The following is a 17,613-nucleotide window of genomic DNA, read 5'->3' as shown; positions in this document are numbered from 1 at the left end:
GCACCCTGGCGGCGTCGGGATGCTGTGCTATATAGTTGGATAATTATTCTGTTCGCAGGTGAACGGAACATCAGAAGGAGCACCCCGGATGCGCAGAGACATCTTCGAACCCGAGCACGACGAGTTCCGCGCCACGGCGCGCTCCTTCTTCGAAACCTTCTGTGTCCCACACACTGAAGAGTGGGAGAAGCGCGGCTACACCGACCGCGAACCGTGGCTGGAGGCAGGCAAACTCGGCCTTATCGGCTGGGAGATGCCCGAAGAGTACGGCGGCGCCGGCATCAAGGATTTCCGCCTCAACGCGATCGTCAACGAGGAGTTCTGGCTCACCGGCTCGGTAGGGCTGGGATTGGGTTTGCAGAACGACATCCTGGCCGGGTACTTCGCCGATCTCACCACCGACGAGCAGAAGGAACGTTGGCTGCCCGGTTATGTCTCCGGCGAACTGATCACCGCTATCGCGATGTCGGAGCCGGGAGCCGGTTCCGACCTCGCCAACATCAAGACCTCGGCCCGTCGCGACGGTGACGACTACATCGTCAACGGGGCAAAGACGTTCATCTCCAACGGCTTGCTGGCCGATCTCGTGGTGGTGGCCTGCCGCACGGACCCGGATGCCGACAAGCCCCACAAGGGCATCAGCCTGATCGTCGTCGAGACCGGGATGCCCGGCTTCAGCCGCGGCCGCAAGCTCGACAAGATCGGGCAACGTTCCGCCGATACCGCAGAGCTGATCTTCGAGGACGTCCGGGTTCCGGCGACAAACCTCCTCGGCCAGGAGAACCGCGGCTTCTACCACCTGATGCGCAACCTTCCCGCCGAACGGCTGGGCATTGCCATCCATGCCGCGGCCGCTGCGCGGCGCGCCCTGGATCTGACGACCGCGTATGCCGGCGACCGCAAGGCCTTCGGCCAAGCCATCGGAACCTTCCAGGTCAACCGGCACGCGTTGGCTCAGATGCGCACCGAGCTCGACGTCATGCAGGTGTACATCGACAAGTGCATCATGGCCGTCAACGCCGGAGAGCTGACCTCCGACGAGGCGGCAGGTGCGAAGTGGTGGAGCACCGAGACTCAGTGGCGCATCGTCGACCGGTGCCTGCAGCTGCACGGCGGCTACGGCTACATCAATGAGTACGAGATTGCGCGGCTGTGGCGCGATTCCAGGATTCAGCGAATTTACGGCGGCACCAACGAGATCATGCTGGACATCGTCGGCCGGGAAATGGGCTTCTGACCGAAGGCCCGGCCCATCTCCTCGAGTAGTTGCCTACTCGAGGAGATCGAGCACCGAGTCGGCGATGCCGGCCTTGCGCAGCCGCGCCCCAGTCTCGGAGATGTGGCGCCGCCAGAGCGATTCCGCGGCGTCGGCATCGCCGGCCTCGATGAGTGATACCAGTTTGGCATGGGTGCGGGTACCGGCCTCATGGGACTGCGGCCGTTCCTCGGGCCGCATATCGGTGTAGCGCTGAGTCGCTATCTCGATGATGTGGCGCAGTACGTCAGTGAGCGCCCGCAATGTCGAATTCCCGGTCAGTTCGATGATCAATCGATGAAAGTCGTTCTGGTGTCCGAGGACCGCAAAACGGTCGTCAGCGGCGTCGTGTTCAGCACTGACCGCCGCGCGAAGCAGTTCGATGTCCTGCGGCGTGTGCGACCGCGCCAGCATTCCCGCGCAGGGAGCCTCGATCGCGGCGGCGGCCTGGAAGACGTCAGCGAGGGTGGCCCGCTGGTACTCGAGCACCAGTCCCGCGTAGTGAGCCGCGGTCTCGGTCCGCGGCACGCTGACCTCGATACCGCCGCGGGATCCGCGTTTGACGACGACCAGGGACTCTGACTCGAGCACCCTGATGGCTTCGCGCAGCGTGGGACGCGATACACCGAATTCGACGAGCAGGTCCTGCTCGCTGGGCAGGGCATCGCCCTCTTGGAGCTCACCTCGGATGATGCGTCGGCGCAGGTTCTCGGCAATCACGCTGGCGGCACGCGTGGTCGGCTGTTCGTTGGTCGTAACCGGCATCGGGTAAGCCTAGCCACTAGGTGGATAATTACGCAGTATCCGGCGCATGACTTTGCCGGTGGCGGTCTTCGATACATTCGCGACGAGGCCCTCGAGAGCGACGCCTCGGACCTGATCAAGCAGCAACGGCACGTCACCGAGCGGCTACCGCCAAGGCTCAGCCGACTCCGTCGGTTAGCTTCATTCCGTTCTCGCGCAGAAAGTTCCGGCGTTGGGTGTCATCGAGACCGTCGACTTTTCGGTAGAAGTCCGCCGGTTCCCGAAGGCCTTCGGCATGTGGCCAGTCCGAGCCCATCAACAGGGTTTGATCGGTGCCGAGCTTCTCGATCATGGCAACGGTGTCGTCCTCGGGATAGGGCACGACCCTGACGTGTTGCTTGAAGATCGTGCTGGGCCGTTCGGTGAGCTGTCCGCCCAACCATCGCCCGAGCCTGGCCATTCCACGGCTCTTGTCCATGTGTCGGATGAAGTGCGGCACCCATTCGGCCCCGAACTCGCTGACCAATACCTTGATGTTGGGATACCGGCCGAAGATGTTGTCGAAGATCAACGCTGACAACGTGTCGGTGATCGGCCGTTCACCGTAGGTGTTCTGCCATTGCCATGCCGAGAACTGGAACGGTGGCGTCAACCCCCAACCCCAGTCCGCGGCAACGTGATCCTGATAGTAGAACTCGGCAATGTGGTAGCACACCACTGCTCGCGCCTCGTTGATTCGAGCCCAGAACGGGTCGAAGTACGGGTCGCCGGGAGAGCGACCGTAGGCCGGGCCCGCCGGCAGGTAGATGAAGCGCGCTCCCGCCGCCAGGACACGATCGAGTTCGGCGCAGGACCGGTCCAGATCGCGCATCGTCATCAGCGCCGGGGCGTAGATGCGACCGCGGTAGTTGAAGCCCCAGTCCTCGTCGATCCACCGGTTGAACGCTTCGATGTTGTCGTACAGCGGGTCGAGACCATCTAGGTACTGCTCGGCCATCAACGCCCATCCACCGGGATACATGATGGCGCGCTCGATCTGCTGTTCGTCGAGCTGCTTGAGCCGGGCGTCGCGGTTCAAATACTCGGTCTGGATGGGTTCGTAAAAGCGGTCCGCATCAGCGGCATCACCGGAGGCCCGCTGCTTGAGCATCTCGACGAGGGAGCCCGGCACGTAGGCCATGTTGAGGTCGTTCTCCAACGCACTCACGATGCGGTCGTTGGCCAGCAGGATCTTGCGGCCCGACGGTGCGATGACGGTCCGCACCGCAGTGTCCTGTTTGGCCTTGGGCATGAACCGGGTGAAGCAGTCCTCTGCCTCGTAGCAGTGCTGATCGAAATCAGTTAACCGATAGGGCAATTCGCCCACAGTGCTTTCGATGAGAGCCATTCTGCAGCAGTCCCTTCCATCAGCCCGTGGTCTAACTATACATGTATACCAACTCCTGGCAATATCACCGGACAGCGCATGCTTGGTTACTGCCGGACCGATCGCGGTAAGCGACGGTGACGGGATTGTTCATCGGTATCCTTCCCCGGACGTCCGCGAAGCGCTGAACAGGTCTGCCGCCAGGTTCGCGATATTGGTGATGCGGTTCAGACCCACTCGGCCCTGCTCGTAGCCGGTCGTCGGATAGCCGTTGGTCAGGAAGGCGACCGACAGTCCGTTCGCGGGATCGGCGAACCCGATCTGACACGGCGCGCCGCCATGGCCGAAGGTGTCAGGACTGCCGGTGGTCGGCAGGAATGCTCGCGCCAGACCGTCGTCGCCGGCAACCGAGACGAACAGCGCCTGATTCGCCGGCACGGTGGCCGTACCACCTCGTTCTCCGGTGATCGGCAACCGCACCCTGATGCGAGTCGCGTCGGTCACCACCTCACGTCGCCACAACGACGAGGACATCAGTGCCTGGTACCAGCCGGCGAGGTCCCGTGCCGTGGACACCAGTGAATGACTGGGTTCACCGGCGGCCAGGATCTCCGGCCGGGACAGGTACCACGGCCCCCACGGGTTGGGTTCGGCGTCGGTGCCCGCGTCGATCCGCAGGAACGCCGCGACGTCGCCCTGACGCTCGATGGGCGGCCCGATTTCGATGCTGTCCAAACCGAGCGGGCCCGATAGCACCTCGCGGAGGTAGTCGGCGATCGGTGCGCCCGTGAGCCGTTCGCACAGCTCGCCGATCACCCAAGCCGCCGATGTGAGGTGATACTGCAACTCAGTACCCGGCGCGTAGACGAGCCGCCATTTCTCGAAGGCTTCGAGCCGCTTCTCTCGGTCCAGCATCTGCGGATAAGCCAACGGCGCCAAGGGGAATCCCGCGACGTGCGTGAGGACCTGTTCGACGGTCACCACGTCCTTACCGTTGCTCGCGAACTCCGGAATGTAGGAGCCCACAGTGCGGGTGATGTCGAGCAGTCCGTCGGAAATCAGTTTCCACACCACTCCCGCGACGATCGGTCGGCCGGCAGACTGCAGGACGTAGCGAGTGGATGAGGTGGCATCGCCGAATGTTTCGTAGGCGTACTCGCGGCCGCGATGGTGCACCGCGACCTGAGCCGATGGCAGCGTGCCGTCAGCAACCTCAAGCCGGCAGCGTTCCAGCAATAGCTCGACACGTCGGGGGTCGGGGACTTCTGCGGGCACATGCTCTCCTATCCATCGATGATCGGCACCGGGCGTATGGTTTTCGCTGCTAGGTCATCTGTTCGTCAACCGTTGGAGGCGCTGTGCCACCTCGTCAATCGCGGCCTGCACGCGCACCGGTGGACCGCGCGGCGATCACCGCGGCTGCCACGGCTCTGCTCACCGAGGGCGGCGTGGAGGCGGTGACGATGCGCAGCCTGGCGGGCCGGCTCGGCGTCTCGGCGATGGCGTTGTACCACCATGTCGAGGACAAGGACGAGGTCCTGCGCATGGTGGGCGATGAGGTGCTCGGCCGTGTCGAACTGCCAGATCCCTTCGCAGCGGAGTGGCGTCAGCAGATCATCTACGTCGTCACGCACTCCTACCGCGCCCTGCAGAGCGTCCCGGGTCTCAGCGGCGTGGTGCTGACCAGCAAGCTGCTGCCCAATGCCAAGGCCAAGTTGTTGTTCTGCCTGCACCAATTCCAGCGCGCCGGGCTGGACCCGGCCGCAGCCCAGGAGGCCTACGCAGGTGTGCACCAGCTTTTCATCGGTCGGCTGTTGATCGCCGACAGCGCCAACTTCCGGCTCAGCTCCACCGCACACGCCACCGACGAGATCCACGACTACATCGCCGTGCTGCATCGCGAGTCCACCTTCATCAAGGCCCTCGAAGCTCTGTTGAACTACTACGCGGCAGTGCCGGCCGAGCGGGCGAAGTCCTGATTCATCCGAGACTGCCGGCGGCAAGGTCTGCGCGTAGCCGCTTCTTGTCAATCTTGCCGCTACCCAACCTGGGCAACGCGTCGACGATGACCAGTCGGCGTGGAATCTTGTAGCGCGCCATGCCATCGGCAAGTTCTTGCACGATCGACTCCAATGTCAGGCTGGTCTCGGCGGTGGGCACGACAGCCGCGCACACCACCTCGCCGAACCGCTCATCGGGAACACCGACCACAGCGCATTCCGCTACCCCGGCGATCCCGCTGAGGGCGTTCTCGACTTCCGGCGAGTAGACGTTCTCACCGCCGGTGATGATCACGTCTTTCTTGCGGTCGATCAGGTGCAGCAAGCCCCGCGTGTCGAAGCACCCGATATCACCGGTGTGATACCAGCCGTCACGAACGGCGTCCAGAGTCGCGCAGTGATCGTTCCAATAGCCTCTGAACATCGTCCCCGACTGCATGACAATCTCACCCGGGACTTCGACCTTGACGTCGCGGCCTTCGCCATCCACGACGCGGACGCGCACATCCGGAAAGGGAAAGCCGACCGACCCGAGTTCCCGCGCCGAATCGGTGGTGTGCAGTTCTGCGGGGAGTCCGGACACGATGCCTTCGGTCTGGCCGTACATGTTGACAAAGCGCGCTTGCGGCAGCATCTCGAGCGCCCGTCGAAGCAACGGCACCGTGATCGGTGCTGCCGAGTACACAACTGTGCGCACGGTCGCCAGCGCGTCCTGCGCGCCGGCTTCGCCGAGGAGGCGCTGAAGCATCACCGGTGCCAAATGCAGCACCGTAATCTGTTGTTGCTCAGCTATATCCAGAGCTTCTCGGACGTCGAACTGCCGCTGCAGCACCACGGTTCCGCCGCCTACGTGCACTCCCCCGGCAATCGCCATCGCACCGATGTGGCACATCGGCATGTTGATCAGTACCCGGTCGGTGCTGCAGGTGCGCATGGTGTTGTTCATGGTGTGCAGGATCCCGAGGAACTCCCGCTGCCCTTCGATACAGCACTTGGCTCCGCCAGTAGTCCCGCTGGTGAACAACAGCAGCGCAATATCGTCGGCCCTTGCGGCGAACGGGAGTTCGTCACCGCCGGTGTTCAGAAACTCCTCGTAGTCGGTTCCGAAACATACGGTCCCGCCGGGCAGTTGGAGGTCCTCGACGGCTGATGCGATGAGTCCGGCGTATTCGGGGTCGTAGAACACCATGACGGGTCCCACCAGGTCGATGGCGGCTCGCACTTCGGCGAGTGACCACCGCCAGTTGGGCGTCGCAATGATGATGCCGCTGAGGTGCCCGGCGGCGAGCACCTCACAGAACTCGACACTGTTCTGACCGAACAGCACGACACGGTCTTGGCGCCGGACGCCGGACCGTGCCATCGCCGAGGCTAACCGGGTTGCCCGACAGGCAAGTTCGGCATGGGTGATCGACTGGTCGACGACCCGGTAGGCCACGGTGTCCGGGAATCGTTGCGCGTTCGCACCGATCAGATCACCCAGGGTGGCGGCTGGGTTTCCGGACATCGAGACCTCCTCGCGGAGCGCTACTTCGACTTGGACCGGAAGGCGGCCACGCGCTCCTGGAACTCCGGCGTGGAGAAGGAGACGAACTCTTCGGCAAGCGCGTATTCGAGAACCCCGAGGGCGGCACGGCTCAGATGCATGTTCATAGCGATCTTCGTCGAGCGCAGCGCCTGGGCCGGCAACGCGGCCAACCGCTCGCCGAGCGCCAGAGCCTTCTCCAGTACCGCATCGTCAGCGACGACCTCGATCGCCAAACCGAGCTGCTCGGCATCCTTGGCGGTGATCCGATCCCCCAGCATGACGTACTGCTTGGCCTTGGTCAGGCCGATCAGCAGCGGGAGCATCGCAGCTCCGCCGTCACCGGCGGTCAGACCGACCGCGACGTGCGGATCGGCCAGATACGAGTTCTCGCCCATGATCACGAGGTCGGACAGCAGGGCGATCGAGCAACCTAGCCCAACGGCCGGACCATTGACCGCCGACACCAGCGGCTTGCTGAAATTGATGACCTCGGTGAAGACCACCTTTGCCTCGGCGATCTGCTGCGCGCGGGCCACTGGGTCTTCGATCAACCTGTCGAACATGACCATGTCGCCGCCGGCCGAGAAGGCCTTTCCGGAGCCGGTGATGACCACCGCACGAACATCGTCGTCGTTGAGCAGCACACGCCAGATCTTCGTCATCGCATGGTGAAGCGCCTCGTCGACCGCGTTGTAGGCCTGCGGGCGGTTGATCCGCACAACATGCACGGCGCCTACCTTCTCGACCAGAAGCGAGGGCGCGAGATCCTCGTAGCCCGGGAGAGTGGAGGATTCGGTGGTGGTCATGGTGCTCCTGTCAGTTCTTGGCCGAGGATAAAACGGTGATGGCCGCCACGGCCGTGGGTCCGCCGATGTTGTGAGCCAGGCCCACCCGGGCTCCATCGACCTGATTTTCGGCGTCGCCGCGTAGTTGATTGAACAGCTCGAAGCACTGCGCCACACCAGTGGCACCCGGTGGATGCCCCTTGGCCTTCAGACCGCCACTGGGATTGATCGGGATCGACCCGCCGACGTAGTTCTCCCGGGACTCGACAAGCTTGTAGGCCTGATGGCGCTCGGCGAAGCCGAGATCCTCGTAGCTGATCAGTTCGACCCCGGTAAAGCAGTCATGCACCTCGGCGACGTCGATGTCCTTCGGGGTGATACCCGCCATCTTCATCGCCGCCTTGGCGGCGCGCACGGTGGGCGGGAACGTCGTCATATCGCCCTTGTGCTGGTGCATGACCCGGTCGAGGCCCAGGCCGACACCACGCACCCAGACCGGGCGGTCGGTGTAGCGGTCGACGACATCCTCGGCGGCCAGGAACAACGCGGCGGCCCCGTCGCTCTGCGGTGTGCAGTCATACAAGCCGAACGGGTCGACCACCATCGGCGCGGCCAACGCCTGCTCAACGGTGATCTCGTAGCGCAATTGCGCATAGGGATTCGTCAGCGCATGGAAGTGGTTCTTCACCGCAATCATCGCCATGTGTTCCTTGGTGGCGGGCGACTCGTGCAGATAGCGATTGACATGCAAGGCGAAGTTGGCCGGTGCGACCAGTCCGAGTGGGTAGTCCCACGCGCTGTCGCGGGTGAACGCCGCCCATTCCCAGAACGTCACGTTGGTCGCGGTCTCACGCACCTTGTCCGCGCCGACCACCAGCGCCACGTCGTACAAGCCGGAGGCGATGGCCAGGGTCGCGTTGCGTACGGCGTCATTGCCTGTAGCGCAGGCATTTTCGACACGGGAGACGGGAATGTCGACCAGGTCGAGAGTGTCTGCTAGGATCCCGGACGGGAAGCCGTCGGTGGTGGCCAGCTCACCGAACCAGGCTGCCTCGATTTCGCTCTTGTCGATACCTTTGTCCACATGTGCGGCAGCGGCGGCGTACGCCATGGGCACCAGGTCTTTGATACCGAGGCCGAAATGCTCACCAAAGGGTGTCATTCCGGCCCCGACGATGGCGACGTTCCTCACGCGGGCACCTCCTGCGATACGGGCAGCTTTCCGGGCCAGAACATGTATCCGTAATCGGGAATGCCGGATCTCAGTGCAATGCGCCTCAGCACCACCGCGCCGGGCTGGCCGATGTGGACCTCTCCAGCGGGCACTCCGGTTACCTTGAGCAACACCCGAAGCGGGCTGCCGTCGAGGGCGATGATGGCCAGGGAGTACGGGCTCGGCAGGTCAGGCACCGGGATACGAATGGTGGACAGGGTGTAGACCGATCCGCTGCGCGGCAGCGGTACCCGGGTGTAGTCCGATACCAGTGTGCCGGCGTCGTTGGTGCGCATTCGGGGTGGGAACACCGGTGTCGAGTCGATGCCCTTGCTCTCCTCGAATACCGCGGCCTCCCAGTAGAGCTTGGGCTCGAACGCGCGGCTGTAGGCCGGCAGTGAGATCGGAATACCGTTGCCGTCGGCCACCGTGGTCTTGGGCAACTCGGCGGCATCCACCTCGTCCCGGGCGATCCGAACATCGGATGTCCCGGCATCCAGGCGGGCCATGGCCGCCGTCGACTGGTCGAAGCCGATGACCAATCCGCTGCGGCGCGCCTCGAGCGCATCGGCAAGCAGCCGAATGACGGCAGCGGCTGATTCGGTGGAATCAGCTGCGGCAGAGGACGTATCGAATCGGTTGCCCAACTGCGCCGCAGCGACCCCGGCCAGCACGCTCACAACGTTGTCGTCGCCGGCCAGGTCGAGGCGGGCCAGAGTCTCCGACATGCCGACCTCGCGCTGCAGCCGCGGGTCGACATAGACGTGGCGAACCCCATCGGCACCGCGGGCGATCAGCGGCAGGCTTCGAACGTTGCGCGAGACCGGCGACAGGCTCGGCGCCTCGCCATCGGTTCCGGTGAGCACGGCCGCAGCTGCGGAGCTACGGGCGTTGTGGTCGGCGGCGATGACCAGCGTGCTCGCCTCGGCGAGGGCAATCTGATCGACGACGGCGGCCGCGCCGCCGAGCACCTCAGCAACCACAGTCGCCGGGCTCAGCGACAGGCCCGCGAGTAGTACAGCGGCATTGCCACCTTCGAGCAGCGGAAAATCACGTGAGACCAGGACTACTCGGCTCGCCGTCGCACCCGGGTCCGCCGCCCGGCCGGCAGCGACCGCCATGGTGAGCGCGTCCTCGTCCGGTCCGGCGACCCGACGCTTGCCCACCACCCACGGCGGCAGGTACGTGCCGATCGCGCTGATCACCGCCATCAATGCCCCTGTCCTCAGACGTACATAGGTGGCAATAGAGTTACATCATTTATCTATTTAGTCAAGCGTCAGCGATAGAACGTCGCTCGGGCCAGCACGGCATCCTTACCGGTCGCGCCGGTCGCGACGGCGTCGGCGATCGCTAACGAGGCGCCGCTACGAACAACGGCCGCGCGATATCCGCCGACGGGATCGCAGGCGAACGGACGGATGTAGTTGACCGCGATTGTCGCCACCCGGAAACAGTCGTCGCCGGCGCCAGCGTTGACGGCGGCTTCGGCGACCAGCGCGAGACCGCTCGCCGCGACACCGCCGTGGACGTGGCCGGTGGCGTTGAGCAGCATGGGATCGACCCGCTGACGCAACTCTGCTCGATCACCCCCTTCGGCCGGCTCCACGGCCAACAACTCCGCAAGGCGGGCCGTCCTGGGATCGGACAGGGACTCTGCCGGTCGGGCATTGCACACCTCGGCACCGGCGACGAAGGCCATGGTTGCCGAACCGCTGGCGAACGCCCGGCCGTCAAGCCGCAATTCGTATCGGGATCGGGCCCGTGATGCCGAGGCCCCCACCAGCTCGCAGCTGGCCGCAACCTCGGCGGTCGGCGGTCCACCGGCGAAGGCGGGATCCACGTGCAGCACGAGTTCGGTGGTGACCGGCCACCCGCGGCCACGTAACCCGAATGCGGCGGCCGAACCGATGGTGTCGGCGAGGACGAGTGCCGAGCCCAAGGAGTGCTCGCCGGTGAGCGGAGACCGTGTGTCGCCGAGCAGCATGTGCATCGTCAGCACACCACGTTTCTCGTCGTACTCCGAGGTTCGCATGCCCAAGCGCAGACGGATGCCGTCCGGGACATCGATGTCGTATGCCCCGGCACCGTCGAGATCCGCGATGCTCACAGTTGTTAGTGTAATGATCTATCTCTATCCACAGAAGCATGGAGGTCTCTCGTGGGCGCGTTGGACGGCAAGGTCGCAGTCATCACCGGTGCCGCTCGTGGTCAGGGCCGCAGTCATGCCGTGGCGTTGGCCCGTGAGGGTGCGGCCGTGATCGCCATCGACATCTGCGCGCAGATCCCGTCCGTGGAGTATCCGATGGCGACCCCCGACGACCTGGCCGAGACGGTGGCGCAGGTGCACGGAGTCGGCGGCCGGATCATCGCGGCACAAGCCGACGTGCGCGACCTCGACGCACTGCGGACGGTGATCGCCGACGCCGAGAGCCACCTGGGCTCGGTCGACATCGTCATCGCGAATGCGGGCATCGCGCCGGTCGGCCTCCCCGGGCAGGATTCGGTGACGCAATTCAATGACGTCATCGACGTCAACCTCAGGGGTGTCTACAACACGGTCAAGGCGACGGTCGGCAGCCTCATCACCAAGGGATCGGGCTCGATCGTCCTGGTGAGTTCCACGCAGGGCCTCAAGGGCACCGGCGGACATGGCGCCGGCGGCGGTCTGGGCTATGCCTGCGCCAAGCACGCCCTGGTCGGCATGATGCGGAGCCTCGCGAATTGGCTTGGACCTCAAGGCATTCGGGTCAACTCGATTCATCCCACCGGAGTCGCGACGCCGATGATCCAGAATTCCGTGATGGAGGGGTTCTTCGCCGCGGCCGATCCCAGCGTGTTCGAAAGCACCAAGAACCTGCTGCCGGTCCCGTGGGTGCAACCCGAGGACATCTCGAACGCGGTGCTCTACCTCGTCTGCGACACCGGGCGGTACGTCACCGGGGTGGCACTGCCCGTCGACGCGGGATTCTCGGCGCGCTGAGAATTCACCGCCGTTGAATGGCCGTCGACCACATGGCGTCGACGATGCGGCGCTGCGATTCCCGTGATGGCGGTTTGAGCCCGGGCGATCGGATCGTACGCATGAACACCACACCGATGAGGGCGTCGGCATACCAGTGGGTGTCGATGCCATGCGGCAACTCCCCCTCACCGACGGCACGATCCAGCAAGGCCGTCAACCGGTGCCCGGCCTTGGCGATGACCTGGTCGCGAAAGGCCTTGAACAGTTGCGGGTGGCGCGGGGCATCGGCGATCAGCCGCAGCTGTATTCCCAACATAGAGGGGTTCATCAGCGCGGCGACGTGAGCGATGATCACGTCAATCTCCGCGCGGACGCTGGCGGCCGGATCGGGCTCCGGCCATTCGGTCAGCCGGTCAAGAGTGTCAATGATCAGCGCGTCGCGATCGGGCCATCGCAAGGCCAGGCTCGGCCGCGACACCCCCGCGCGCCGGGCGACGCTGCGCATGCTGAACGCCTCGAATCCGCGCTCGGCTAGTTCCTCCTTGGCCGCCTGGATCACCCGTGCCTCCACCGAGGGATCCCGTGGACGCCCGGGCCCACCCACGTCAGTCGTCGGCATGCTGGTCACACGCGACACGGTACCGGCGTTGCGGCGTTCACAGAACGTCCTCGTCGGCCATCGCCTCGACGATGCGGAACTTCTGCACCTTCCCCGAGGCGGTCATCGGCAGTTGGTCGGTGATGTGCCATCGGACCGGACGTTTGAACGGTGCCAGCGTGCCTTCGACATGGCGGGTCAGCTGCTCAGCGGACAGCGACGATCCCGGGACCGGAATCACCGCGGCCGCCACGATCTCTCCGAAGCGCTCGTCCGGCAGCCCTACCACGGCCACCAGATCGACATCGGGATGCGAGGCGATGGCGTTCTCCACCTCCACGGCGTAGACGTTCTCGCCGCCCCGCACGATCATTTCCTTGAGCCGGCCCCGGAAACGCAACAGGCCGGTGGCATCCAGACAACCCAGGTCGCCGGTGTGCAGCCATCCGTCGGCGTCGATCGTCTGCGCTGTCTGATCGGGACGGTTCAGGTACTCGCACATAGCCGTCGGCGTTCGAACGACGATCTCCCCCGTCTCACCGACCGCCAGTGGGTCCCCGGAGACGGGATCGACGATCCGCACCTGCCGGTTGGGCAAGGGGCGCCCCACCGTGTCTGCCTTGATCGAGGGTGGGTCGTGCAGATCGGTGGCGGTGAGTACCGGACCCTCGCTTTGGCCGTAGAACACCGCGGCCGGGACGCCGAAATGGAGCTCCAGGCGCTGCACCAGATCGGGTGCGATCGAGGCTCCCCCGACGATGACTGCACTGAGCGCAGGCAACTGGACCCGCGACAGTTCGGGGTCGTCGAGAATTCGGAGGAACAATGTCGGGACACCGCCCAAGAGGGTTGCGCGGGATTCGTGCGCTGCCGACACGAAGCTCCCGGCGGCGAAATCGGCGACCATGACATAGGTTCCGGCCATTGTCGCCGGAGCGAGCGCCATCGCGATGGATCCGCCGACATGATGCAAGGGCACAGGGCTGCACCAGATTTCGTGATCATTGAGGCGCAGGTGTAACGCCATCGAGTGGGCAGCCTCCAGGCATGCCGCATGCGTCAGCACGGCCCCCTTGGGAGTACCCGTGGTGCCTGAGGTGTACTGGATCAGGAACGGATCGGTCGGGCGAACGTGCGCCGAGCCGGAGTTGTCAACCGAGACTGAGTCCGCGACAGCGAGGCGGCCGTACCAGTCCTGCAGGTCGAGAACCTCGATATCGCCGGCGGCACCGTGGCCGAGCCGCTCGCCCCGGCCAACCAACTCGCCGGCGGCCAGCACCGTGCTTGCCCGGCTGTCGGCAAGCAGGACCGCCACTTCGGCGTCGGTGAGGTTGGGGTTGATCGGCACGAGCGGGCGCCCGGACAACGCCGCGGCGTAGAACAGCACCACCCAGGCCGGCGAGTTCGGGCCCCACAGCGCAACCGGGGCGTCGCTGTGCGGCGCGGTCCGCAGCGCGGCAGCACCCGCCTCGGCCAGGGTGACCATGTCCCGCCACGTCAGGCTCGTCAGCTCGCCGCCCGCGAACCACTGCAGCGCCGGCCGCGCAGGATGATCCTGCGCGGCCGCGTGCAGCACGGCGCCAACTGTTTGCGGTGTCATGGCGTGTTCTAGTTGTCGAACAGGTCCAACCCGTTGTCGCGGGTGAACTCCTTGCGCCTCTGCTCACCGAGTCCCTCCACCCGCAGATACATCTCGGCGGGTTCCCGCAGCCCTTCGGCGTGCGGCCAGTCCGATCCCATCACCAGGCACTCGGTGGTGCCCAACTCGTCGGCGATCTTGACCGTGTCGTCCTCGGGATAGGGCACCACGTTGACGTGCCGCTTGAAAATCGTGCTGGGACGCTCGGTGAGCTGACCGCCCAGCCACGGACCCAGCCGGGCCATCCCACGGCTCTTGTCCATGTGGGAAATGAAGTGCGGGACCCAGGATGCGCCGTATTCACTGACCACCACGCGCAAGTCCGGGAATCGGCCGAAGATGTTGTCGAAGATCAGCGCCGAGAGGGTGTCGGTGATCGGCCGCTCCCCGTAGGTGTTCTGCCACTGCCAGGCGGAGAACTGGAACGGCGGACCCATCTTCCAGCCCCACTGCGAGGCCACGTGTTCCTGGTAGTGATTCTCTGCGATGTGGTAGCAGACGACGGCTTTGGCCTCGTTGAGCCTGGCCCAGAACGGGTCGAAGTAGGGGTCACCCGGGCTGCGCCCGTACACCGGGCCGCACGGCAGGACGATGAACTTCGCACCTGCGGCGAGCACCCGGTCCAGCTCGGCGACGGCGCGGTCGAGGTCACGCAGCGACAGCAGCGCCGGCGCGTAGATCGTGTCCTGGTAGTTGAAGCCCCAGTCCTCGTTGATCCACTTGTTGAAGGATTCGTAGTTGTCGTAGAGCGCGTCGACGTCATCCTTGAGGAACGGCTCGGCCAACAGCGCCCAGCCACCGGGATACATGATGGCCTTCTCGATCTGCTGCTCACCGAGTTGGACGACCCGCGCGTCGCGGTCGAGATACTCCTTCTGGAGAGGTTCGAAGAACCGCTCGGCGTCGCTGGCGTTGCCCGACGCGCGCTGGGTCAGCATCTCCACCAACGATCCGGGAACGTAGGCCTTCGAGAGATCGTGCTCCTTCTCGAAGGCAGTGACGAGCCGATCGTTGGCCAGTAGCGCCTGGTGCCCGCTGGGCATGTCCACCAGGTGGACCGCCGAATCCAGCTTGGCCTTGGGCATGAACCGGGTGAAGCAATCGGTGGATTCGTAGGAATGCTGGTCAAAGTCGGTCAGCTTGTAGGGCAGCGGGCCGACAGTGTCCTGAATGAGCGCCATTGAGACTCCTTGATAACGAGAGCGGGTCGTATGCCCATCGCTGTTTTATACCAGAGTGGAACTTTATTGGGAAGCGCGGCGGCGCGATCGCGCCGCGGCCACCGAAAGTCCCCCTGCTCAAGGGTCAGAACACGTAGCGCGCAATCAGTTCGGCGACCGCGGCAGGCTTGTCGTTGCCGTCGATCTGAACGGTGTGCCGAACGGTCAAATTGACCGTGTTGTCGCCGGTCTTGTCGACGGCCGCAACCTCGGAATGCAGCCGGATGCGACTACCCGCCGGGACCGGGGAAACGAACCGAACCTTGTTCAATCCGTAGTTGACAGCCAGCTTCGCGCCCCGGACGACGAACAAGTCCTTGCTGAGGATGGGGATCATCGACAGCGTGAGGAAACCATGGGCGATGGTCGATCCGTACGGACTCTCGGCTTTTGCCCGCTCGACATCGACATGGATCCACTGGTGATCACCCGTCGCCTCGGCGAACAGGTCGATGCGCTGCTGGTCGATCTGAACCCAGTCACTGGTGCCGAGGTCCGCGCCGAGCGACCCGAGCACCTCGTCGATCGAATCCAATGTTTTCACGAGCTGGCCCTCCGCGACTAGATTTTGGGTTACTATTCCGGTAGATATATACACTGTTTTGTTGAACCGGGGTCAGCTGGCCCTGACACGCGCCTACCGAGGTAACAGATGACGCAGATGATCGCCGAAGGACTTTTCCGCACCGAGGGTGACCGGACGGTCCTGATCGGATCCCGCCGTAGTGCCGGTGCCCCGGTCAAGTTCCCCGCCGAAGCCGACTTCCTACTCGACGGCGACGGGTCGATCGAGAAGATCGAGCTCTCCACCCAGGGCACGCTGTACACCTTCACCACGCAGGAGTTCGTGCCGCCGCTGCCCTACAAGGGCGACCGGTCCCCGGAGAAGTTCGCCCGCTACATCGTTGGTTATGTCGAACTACCCGAGGGGCTGCTCGTCGAGGGTCTGGTAGTCGGCGTGGAACCCGAACAGCTGCGCATCGGACAGTCGATGGTGACCACCACCACGACCTTCCACACCGCTGACGGGGAATCGTTGTCGACCTATGCCTTCACCCCTGCCTGACCACCGGCCTTACTCCGCTTCAGCATCAGCACACGCCGGAATGCCACGACAGCAACCGGCCTGGGAAGGAATTCGATGAGCACCACACCTGAGATCGCCATCATCGGCGTCGGGATCCATCCGTTCGGTCGTTACCCCGACCGGTCCGCGCTCGAGATGGGTGCAGTGGCGATCCACCGTGCACTCAAGGACGCCGGGGTGTCCTGGGACCGGATCGGCAGCCTGTTCGCCGGCAGTCTCGAAGTCGCCAATCCCGAAGCGATCACCGGACTGGCCGGTATGACCGGGATCCCGGCGCGCGCCACACTGAGCGGCTGCGCCACCGGCAACTCGCTGCTGACGCTGGCGGCACGTGAAGTGCTCCTTGGTGAAGCGGAAATCGCTGTCGGTGTCGGTCTCGACAAGCACCCGCGCGGGTCGTTCGGGGCAGATCCCGCCGTTGCAGGTCTTCCGCAGTGGTACGGCGACCAGGGGATGTTCCTGACCACCCATTACTTCGGGCACAAGATCAATCGCTACATGCATGACCATGGCATCAGCGAGCACACCCTGGCGCGGGTAGCGGTCAAGAACCTCAACAACGGCGCACTGGCCCCGCACGCGTGGCGTCGCAAGCCGATGGCGTTCGAGGCCATCGCCGAGTCGCCGATGGTCAACTTCCCGCTGCGCCAGTTCATGTACTGCAACCCCAACGAGGGCGCGGCGGCAGTAGTCGTGTGCCGCGCCGAGGACGCCAAGAAGTACACCGACACACCGATCTACATCCGCGCCAGCGAAATCCGTAGCCGCCAGGACGGCGCCTTCGAGCTGCTGCGCACCTCCATCGAGATGCCGATCGTTCCGGGCGCCACCGCCGCCGCGGCCGCTGCGGCCTATGAGCAGGCCGGCATCGGCCCCGAGGATGTGGACGTCGCGCAGTTGCAGGACACCGACTCCGGGTCGGAGATCATCCACATGGCCGAGAGCGGGCTGTGCAAGGACGGCGAGCAGGAGGCCATGCTCGCCAACGGCGACACCGAAATCGGTGGGCGAATCCCGATCAACACCGACGGCGGGTTGCTGGCCAACGGCGAGCCGGTCGGGGCATCCGGGCTGCGCCAGGTCTACGAACTGGTCCAGCAACTGCGCGGTACCGCCGGTGACCGGCAGGTGCCCAACAACCCCACCGTCGGACTCGCCCAACTGTACGGTTCGCCGGGCAGCGGCGCGGTCGCCATCCTGTCTCGCTGAACCC

At 64.8% G+C, this 17,613-nt stretch carries 17 protein-coding genes; 5 read left to right on the top strand and 12 right to left on the bottom strand.

All coding sequences use genetic code 11. The annotated features are described in order from the left end of the window. Window positions 1-88: 88 nt before the first annotated feature. Entirely contained in the window at window positions 89-1,237 is a 1,149-nt protein-coding gene (locus tag OG976_RS24725) for an acyl-CoA dehydrogenase family protein (protein WP_328355023.1), read from the top strand. Between the two features lie 33 nt (window positions 1,238-1,270). On the opposite strand, the gene OG976_RS24720 is transcribed toward OG976_RS24725, so the two are convergent. From OG976_RS24720 to OG976_RS24710, 3 genes are all read right to left on the bottom strand, one after another. Next, window positions 1,271-2,020, bottom strand: a complete 750-nt coding sequence (locus tag OG976_RS24720; RefSeq protein WP_328355021.1) for a FadR/GntR family transcriptional regulator — start codon at window positions 2,018-2,020, stop codon at window positions 1,271-1,273. Between the two features lie 157 nt (window positions 2,021-2,177). Further along, window positions 2,178-3,386, bottom strand: coding sequence for an amidohydrolase family protein (locus tag OG976_RS24715; RefSeq protein ID WP_328355019.1), 1,209 nt, complete (start codon window positions 3,384-3,386; stop codon window positions 2,178-2,180). 129 nt (window positions 3,387-3,515) lie between these two features. After that, window positions 3,516-4,640 carry a serine hydrolase domain-containing protein gene (locus OG976_RS24710; RefSeq protein WP_328355016.1) on the bottom strand — a complete coding sequence of 375 codons (1,125 nt, stop codon included), beginning with the start codon at window positions 4,638-4,640 and terminating at the stop codon, window positions 3,516-3,518. A gap of 119 nt (window positions 4,641-4,759) precedes the next feature. Here OG976_RS24710 and OG976_RS24705 point away from each other — a divergent pair, with 119 nt between their 5' ends. Then, entirely contained in the window at window positions 4,760-5,344 is a 585-nt protein-coding gene (locus OG976_RS24705; protein WP_328355013.1) for a TetR/AcrR family transcriptional regulator, read from the top strand. A 1-nt stretch (window position 5,345) separates the two neighbouring features. Here OG976_RS24705 and OG976_RS24700 read toward each other — a convergent pair whose 3' ends face one another. The 5 genes from OG976_RS24700 to OG976_RS24680 all read right to left on the bottom strand — a co-directional run bounded on the left by OG976_RS24700 (window position 5,346) and on the right by OG976_RS24680 (window position 11,001). Continuing rightward, the gene (locus OG976_RS24700; protein WP_328355010.1) at window positions 5,346-6,872 is read right to left on the bottom strand and encodes a class I adenylate-forming enzyme family protein; all 1,527 of its coding nucleotides are present in this window, start codon (window positions 6,870-6,872) and stop codon (window positions 5,346-5,348) included. 20 nt (window positions 6,873-6,892) lie between these two features. Beyond that, window positions 6,893-7,699 (bottom strand): enoyl-CoA hydratase/isomerase family protein, encoded by an 807-nt coding sequence (locus OG976_RS24695; RefSeq protein ID WP_328355007.1) that lies wholly within the window; start codon window positions 7,697-7,699, stop codon window positions 6,893-6,895. A 10-nt stretch (window positions 7,700-7,709) separates the two neighbouring features. After that, window positions 7,710-8,870, bottom strand: a complete 1,161-nt coding sequence (locus tag OG976_RS24690; protein WP_328355004.1) for a thiolase C-terminal domain-containing protein — start codon at window positions 8,868-8,870, stop codon at window positions 7,710-7,712. Beyond that, complete coding sequence (locus OG976_RS24685; protein ID WP_328355001.1) at window positions 8,867-10,102, bottom strand: OB-fold domain-containing protein; 1,236 nt, start codon at window positions 10,100-10,102, stop codon at window positions 8,867-8,869. The genes OG976_RS24690 and OG976_RS24685 overlap by 4 nt, the downstream gene beginning before the upstream one ends. A gap of 68 nt (window positions 10,103-10,170) precedes the next feature. Next, window positions 10,171-11,001, bottom strand: coding sequence for a PaaI family thioesterase (locus tag OG976_RS24680; RefSeq protein ID WP_328354998.1), 831 nt, complete (start codon window positions 10,999-11,001; stop codon window positions 10,171-10,173). Between the two features lie 51 nt (window positions 11,002-11,052). On the opposite strand from OG976_RS24680, the gene OG976_RS24675 reads away from it, so the two are divergent. Further along, window positions 11,053-11,874: a mycofactocin-coupled SDR family oxidoreductase gene (locus tag OG976_RS24675; RefSeq protein ID WP_328354995.1), complete on the top strand. Its 822-nt coding sequence runs from the start codon at window positions 11,053-11,055 to the stop codon at window positions 11,872-11,874. A 4-nt stretch (window positions 11,875-11,878) separates the two neighbouring features. Here the strand turns inward: OG976_RS24675 and OG976_RS24670 are convergent, their stop codons facing one another. The 4 genes from OG976_RS24670 to OG976_RS24655 all read right to left on the bottom strand — a co-directional run bounded on the left by OG976_RS24670 (window position 11,879) and on the right by OG976_RS24655 (window position 15,857). Continuing rightward, window positions 11,879-12,415, bottom strand: coding sequence for a TetR/AcrR family transcriptional regulator (locus OG976_RS24670; protein WP_328354992.1), 537 nt, complete (start codon window positions 12,413-12,415; stop codon window positions 11,879-11,881). Between the two features lie 97 nt (window positions 12,416-12,512). Then, window positions 12,513-14,054, bottom strand: a complete 1,542-nt coding sequence (locus OG976_RS24665) for a class I adenylate-forming enzyme family protein (RefSeq protein WP_328354990.1) — start codon at window positions 14,052-14,054, stop codon at window positions 12,513-12,515. A gap of 8 nt (window positions 14,055-14,062) precedes the next feature. Then, on the bottom strand, window positions 14,063-15,274 hold the full coding sequence (locus OG976_RS24660) for an amidohydrolase family protein (protein WP_328354987.1): 1,212 nt from the start codon (window positions 15,272-15,274) through the stop codon (window positions 14,063-14,065). Between the two features lie 124 nt (window positions 15,275-15,398). Next, entirely contained in the window at window positions 15,399-15,857 is a 459-nt protein-coding gene (locus OG976_RS24655; protein ID WP_328354984.1) for a MaoC family dehydratase, read from the bottom strand. Window positions 15,858-15,965: 108 nt separating this feature from the next. Here OG976_RS24655 and OG976_RS24650 point away from each other — a divergent pair, with 108 nt between their 5' ends. Together OG976_RS24650 and OG976_RS24645 are read left to right on the top strand one after the other, a co-directional pair. Next, window positions 15,966-16,379: a Zn-ribbon domain-containing OB-fold protein gene (locus tag OG976_RS24650; RefSeq protein ID WP_328354981.1), complete on the top strand. Its 414-nt coding sequence runs from the start codon at window positions 15,966-15,968 to the stop codon at window positions 16,377-16,379. Between the two features lie 75 nt (window positions 16,380-16,454). Beyond that, window positions 16,455-17,609: a thiolase family protein gene (locus tag OG976_RS24645; RefSeq protein ID WP_328354978.1), complete on the top strand. Its 1,155-nt coding sequence runs from the start codon at window positions 16,455-16,457 to the stop codon at window positions 17,607-17,609. The last annotated feature ends 4 nt before the right edge of the window (window positions 17,610-17,613 follow it).

Origin of the sequence: Mycobacterium sp. NBC_00419 (genome assembly GCF_036023875.1) — a bacterium.
Lineage (GTDB): Bacteria > Actinomycetota > Actinomycetes > Mycobacteriales > Mycobacteriaceae > Mycobacterium.
Note: the sequence above shows the minus strand (reverse complement) of the source record. Positions and strands in the feature narration are given on the sequence as shown.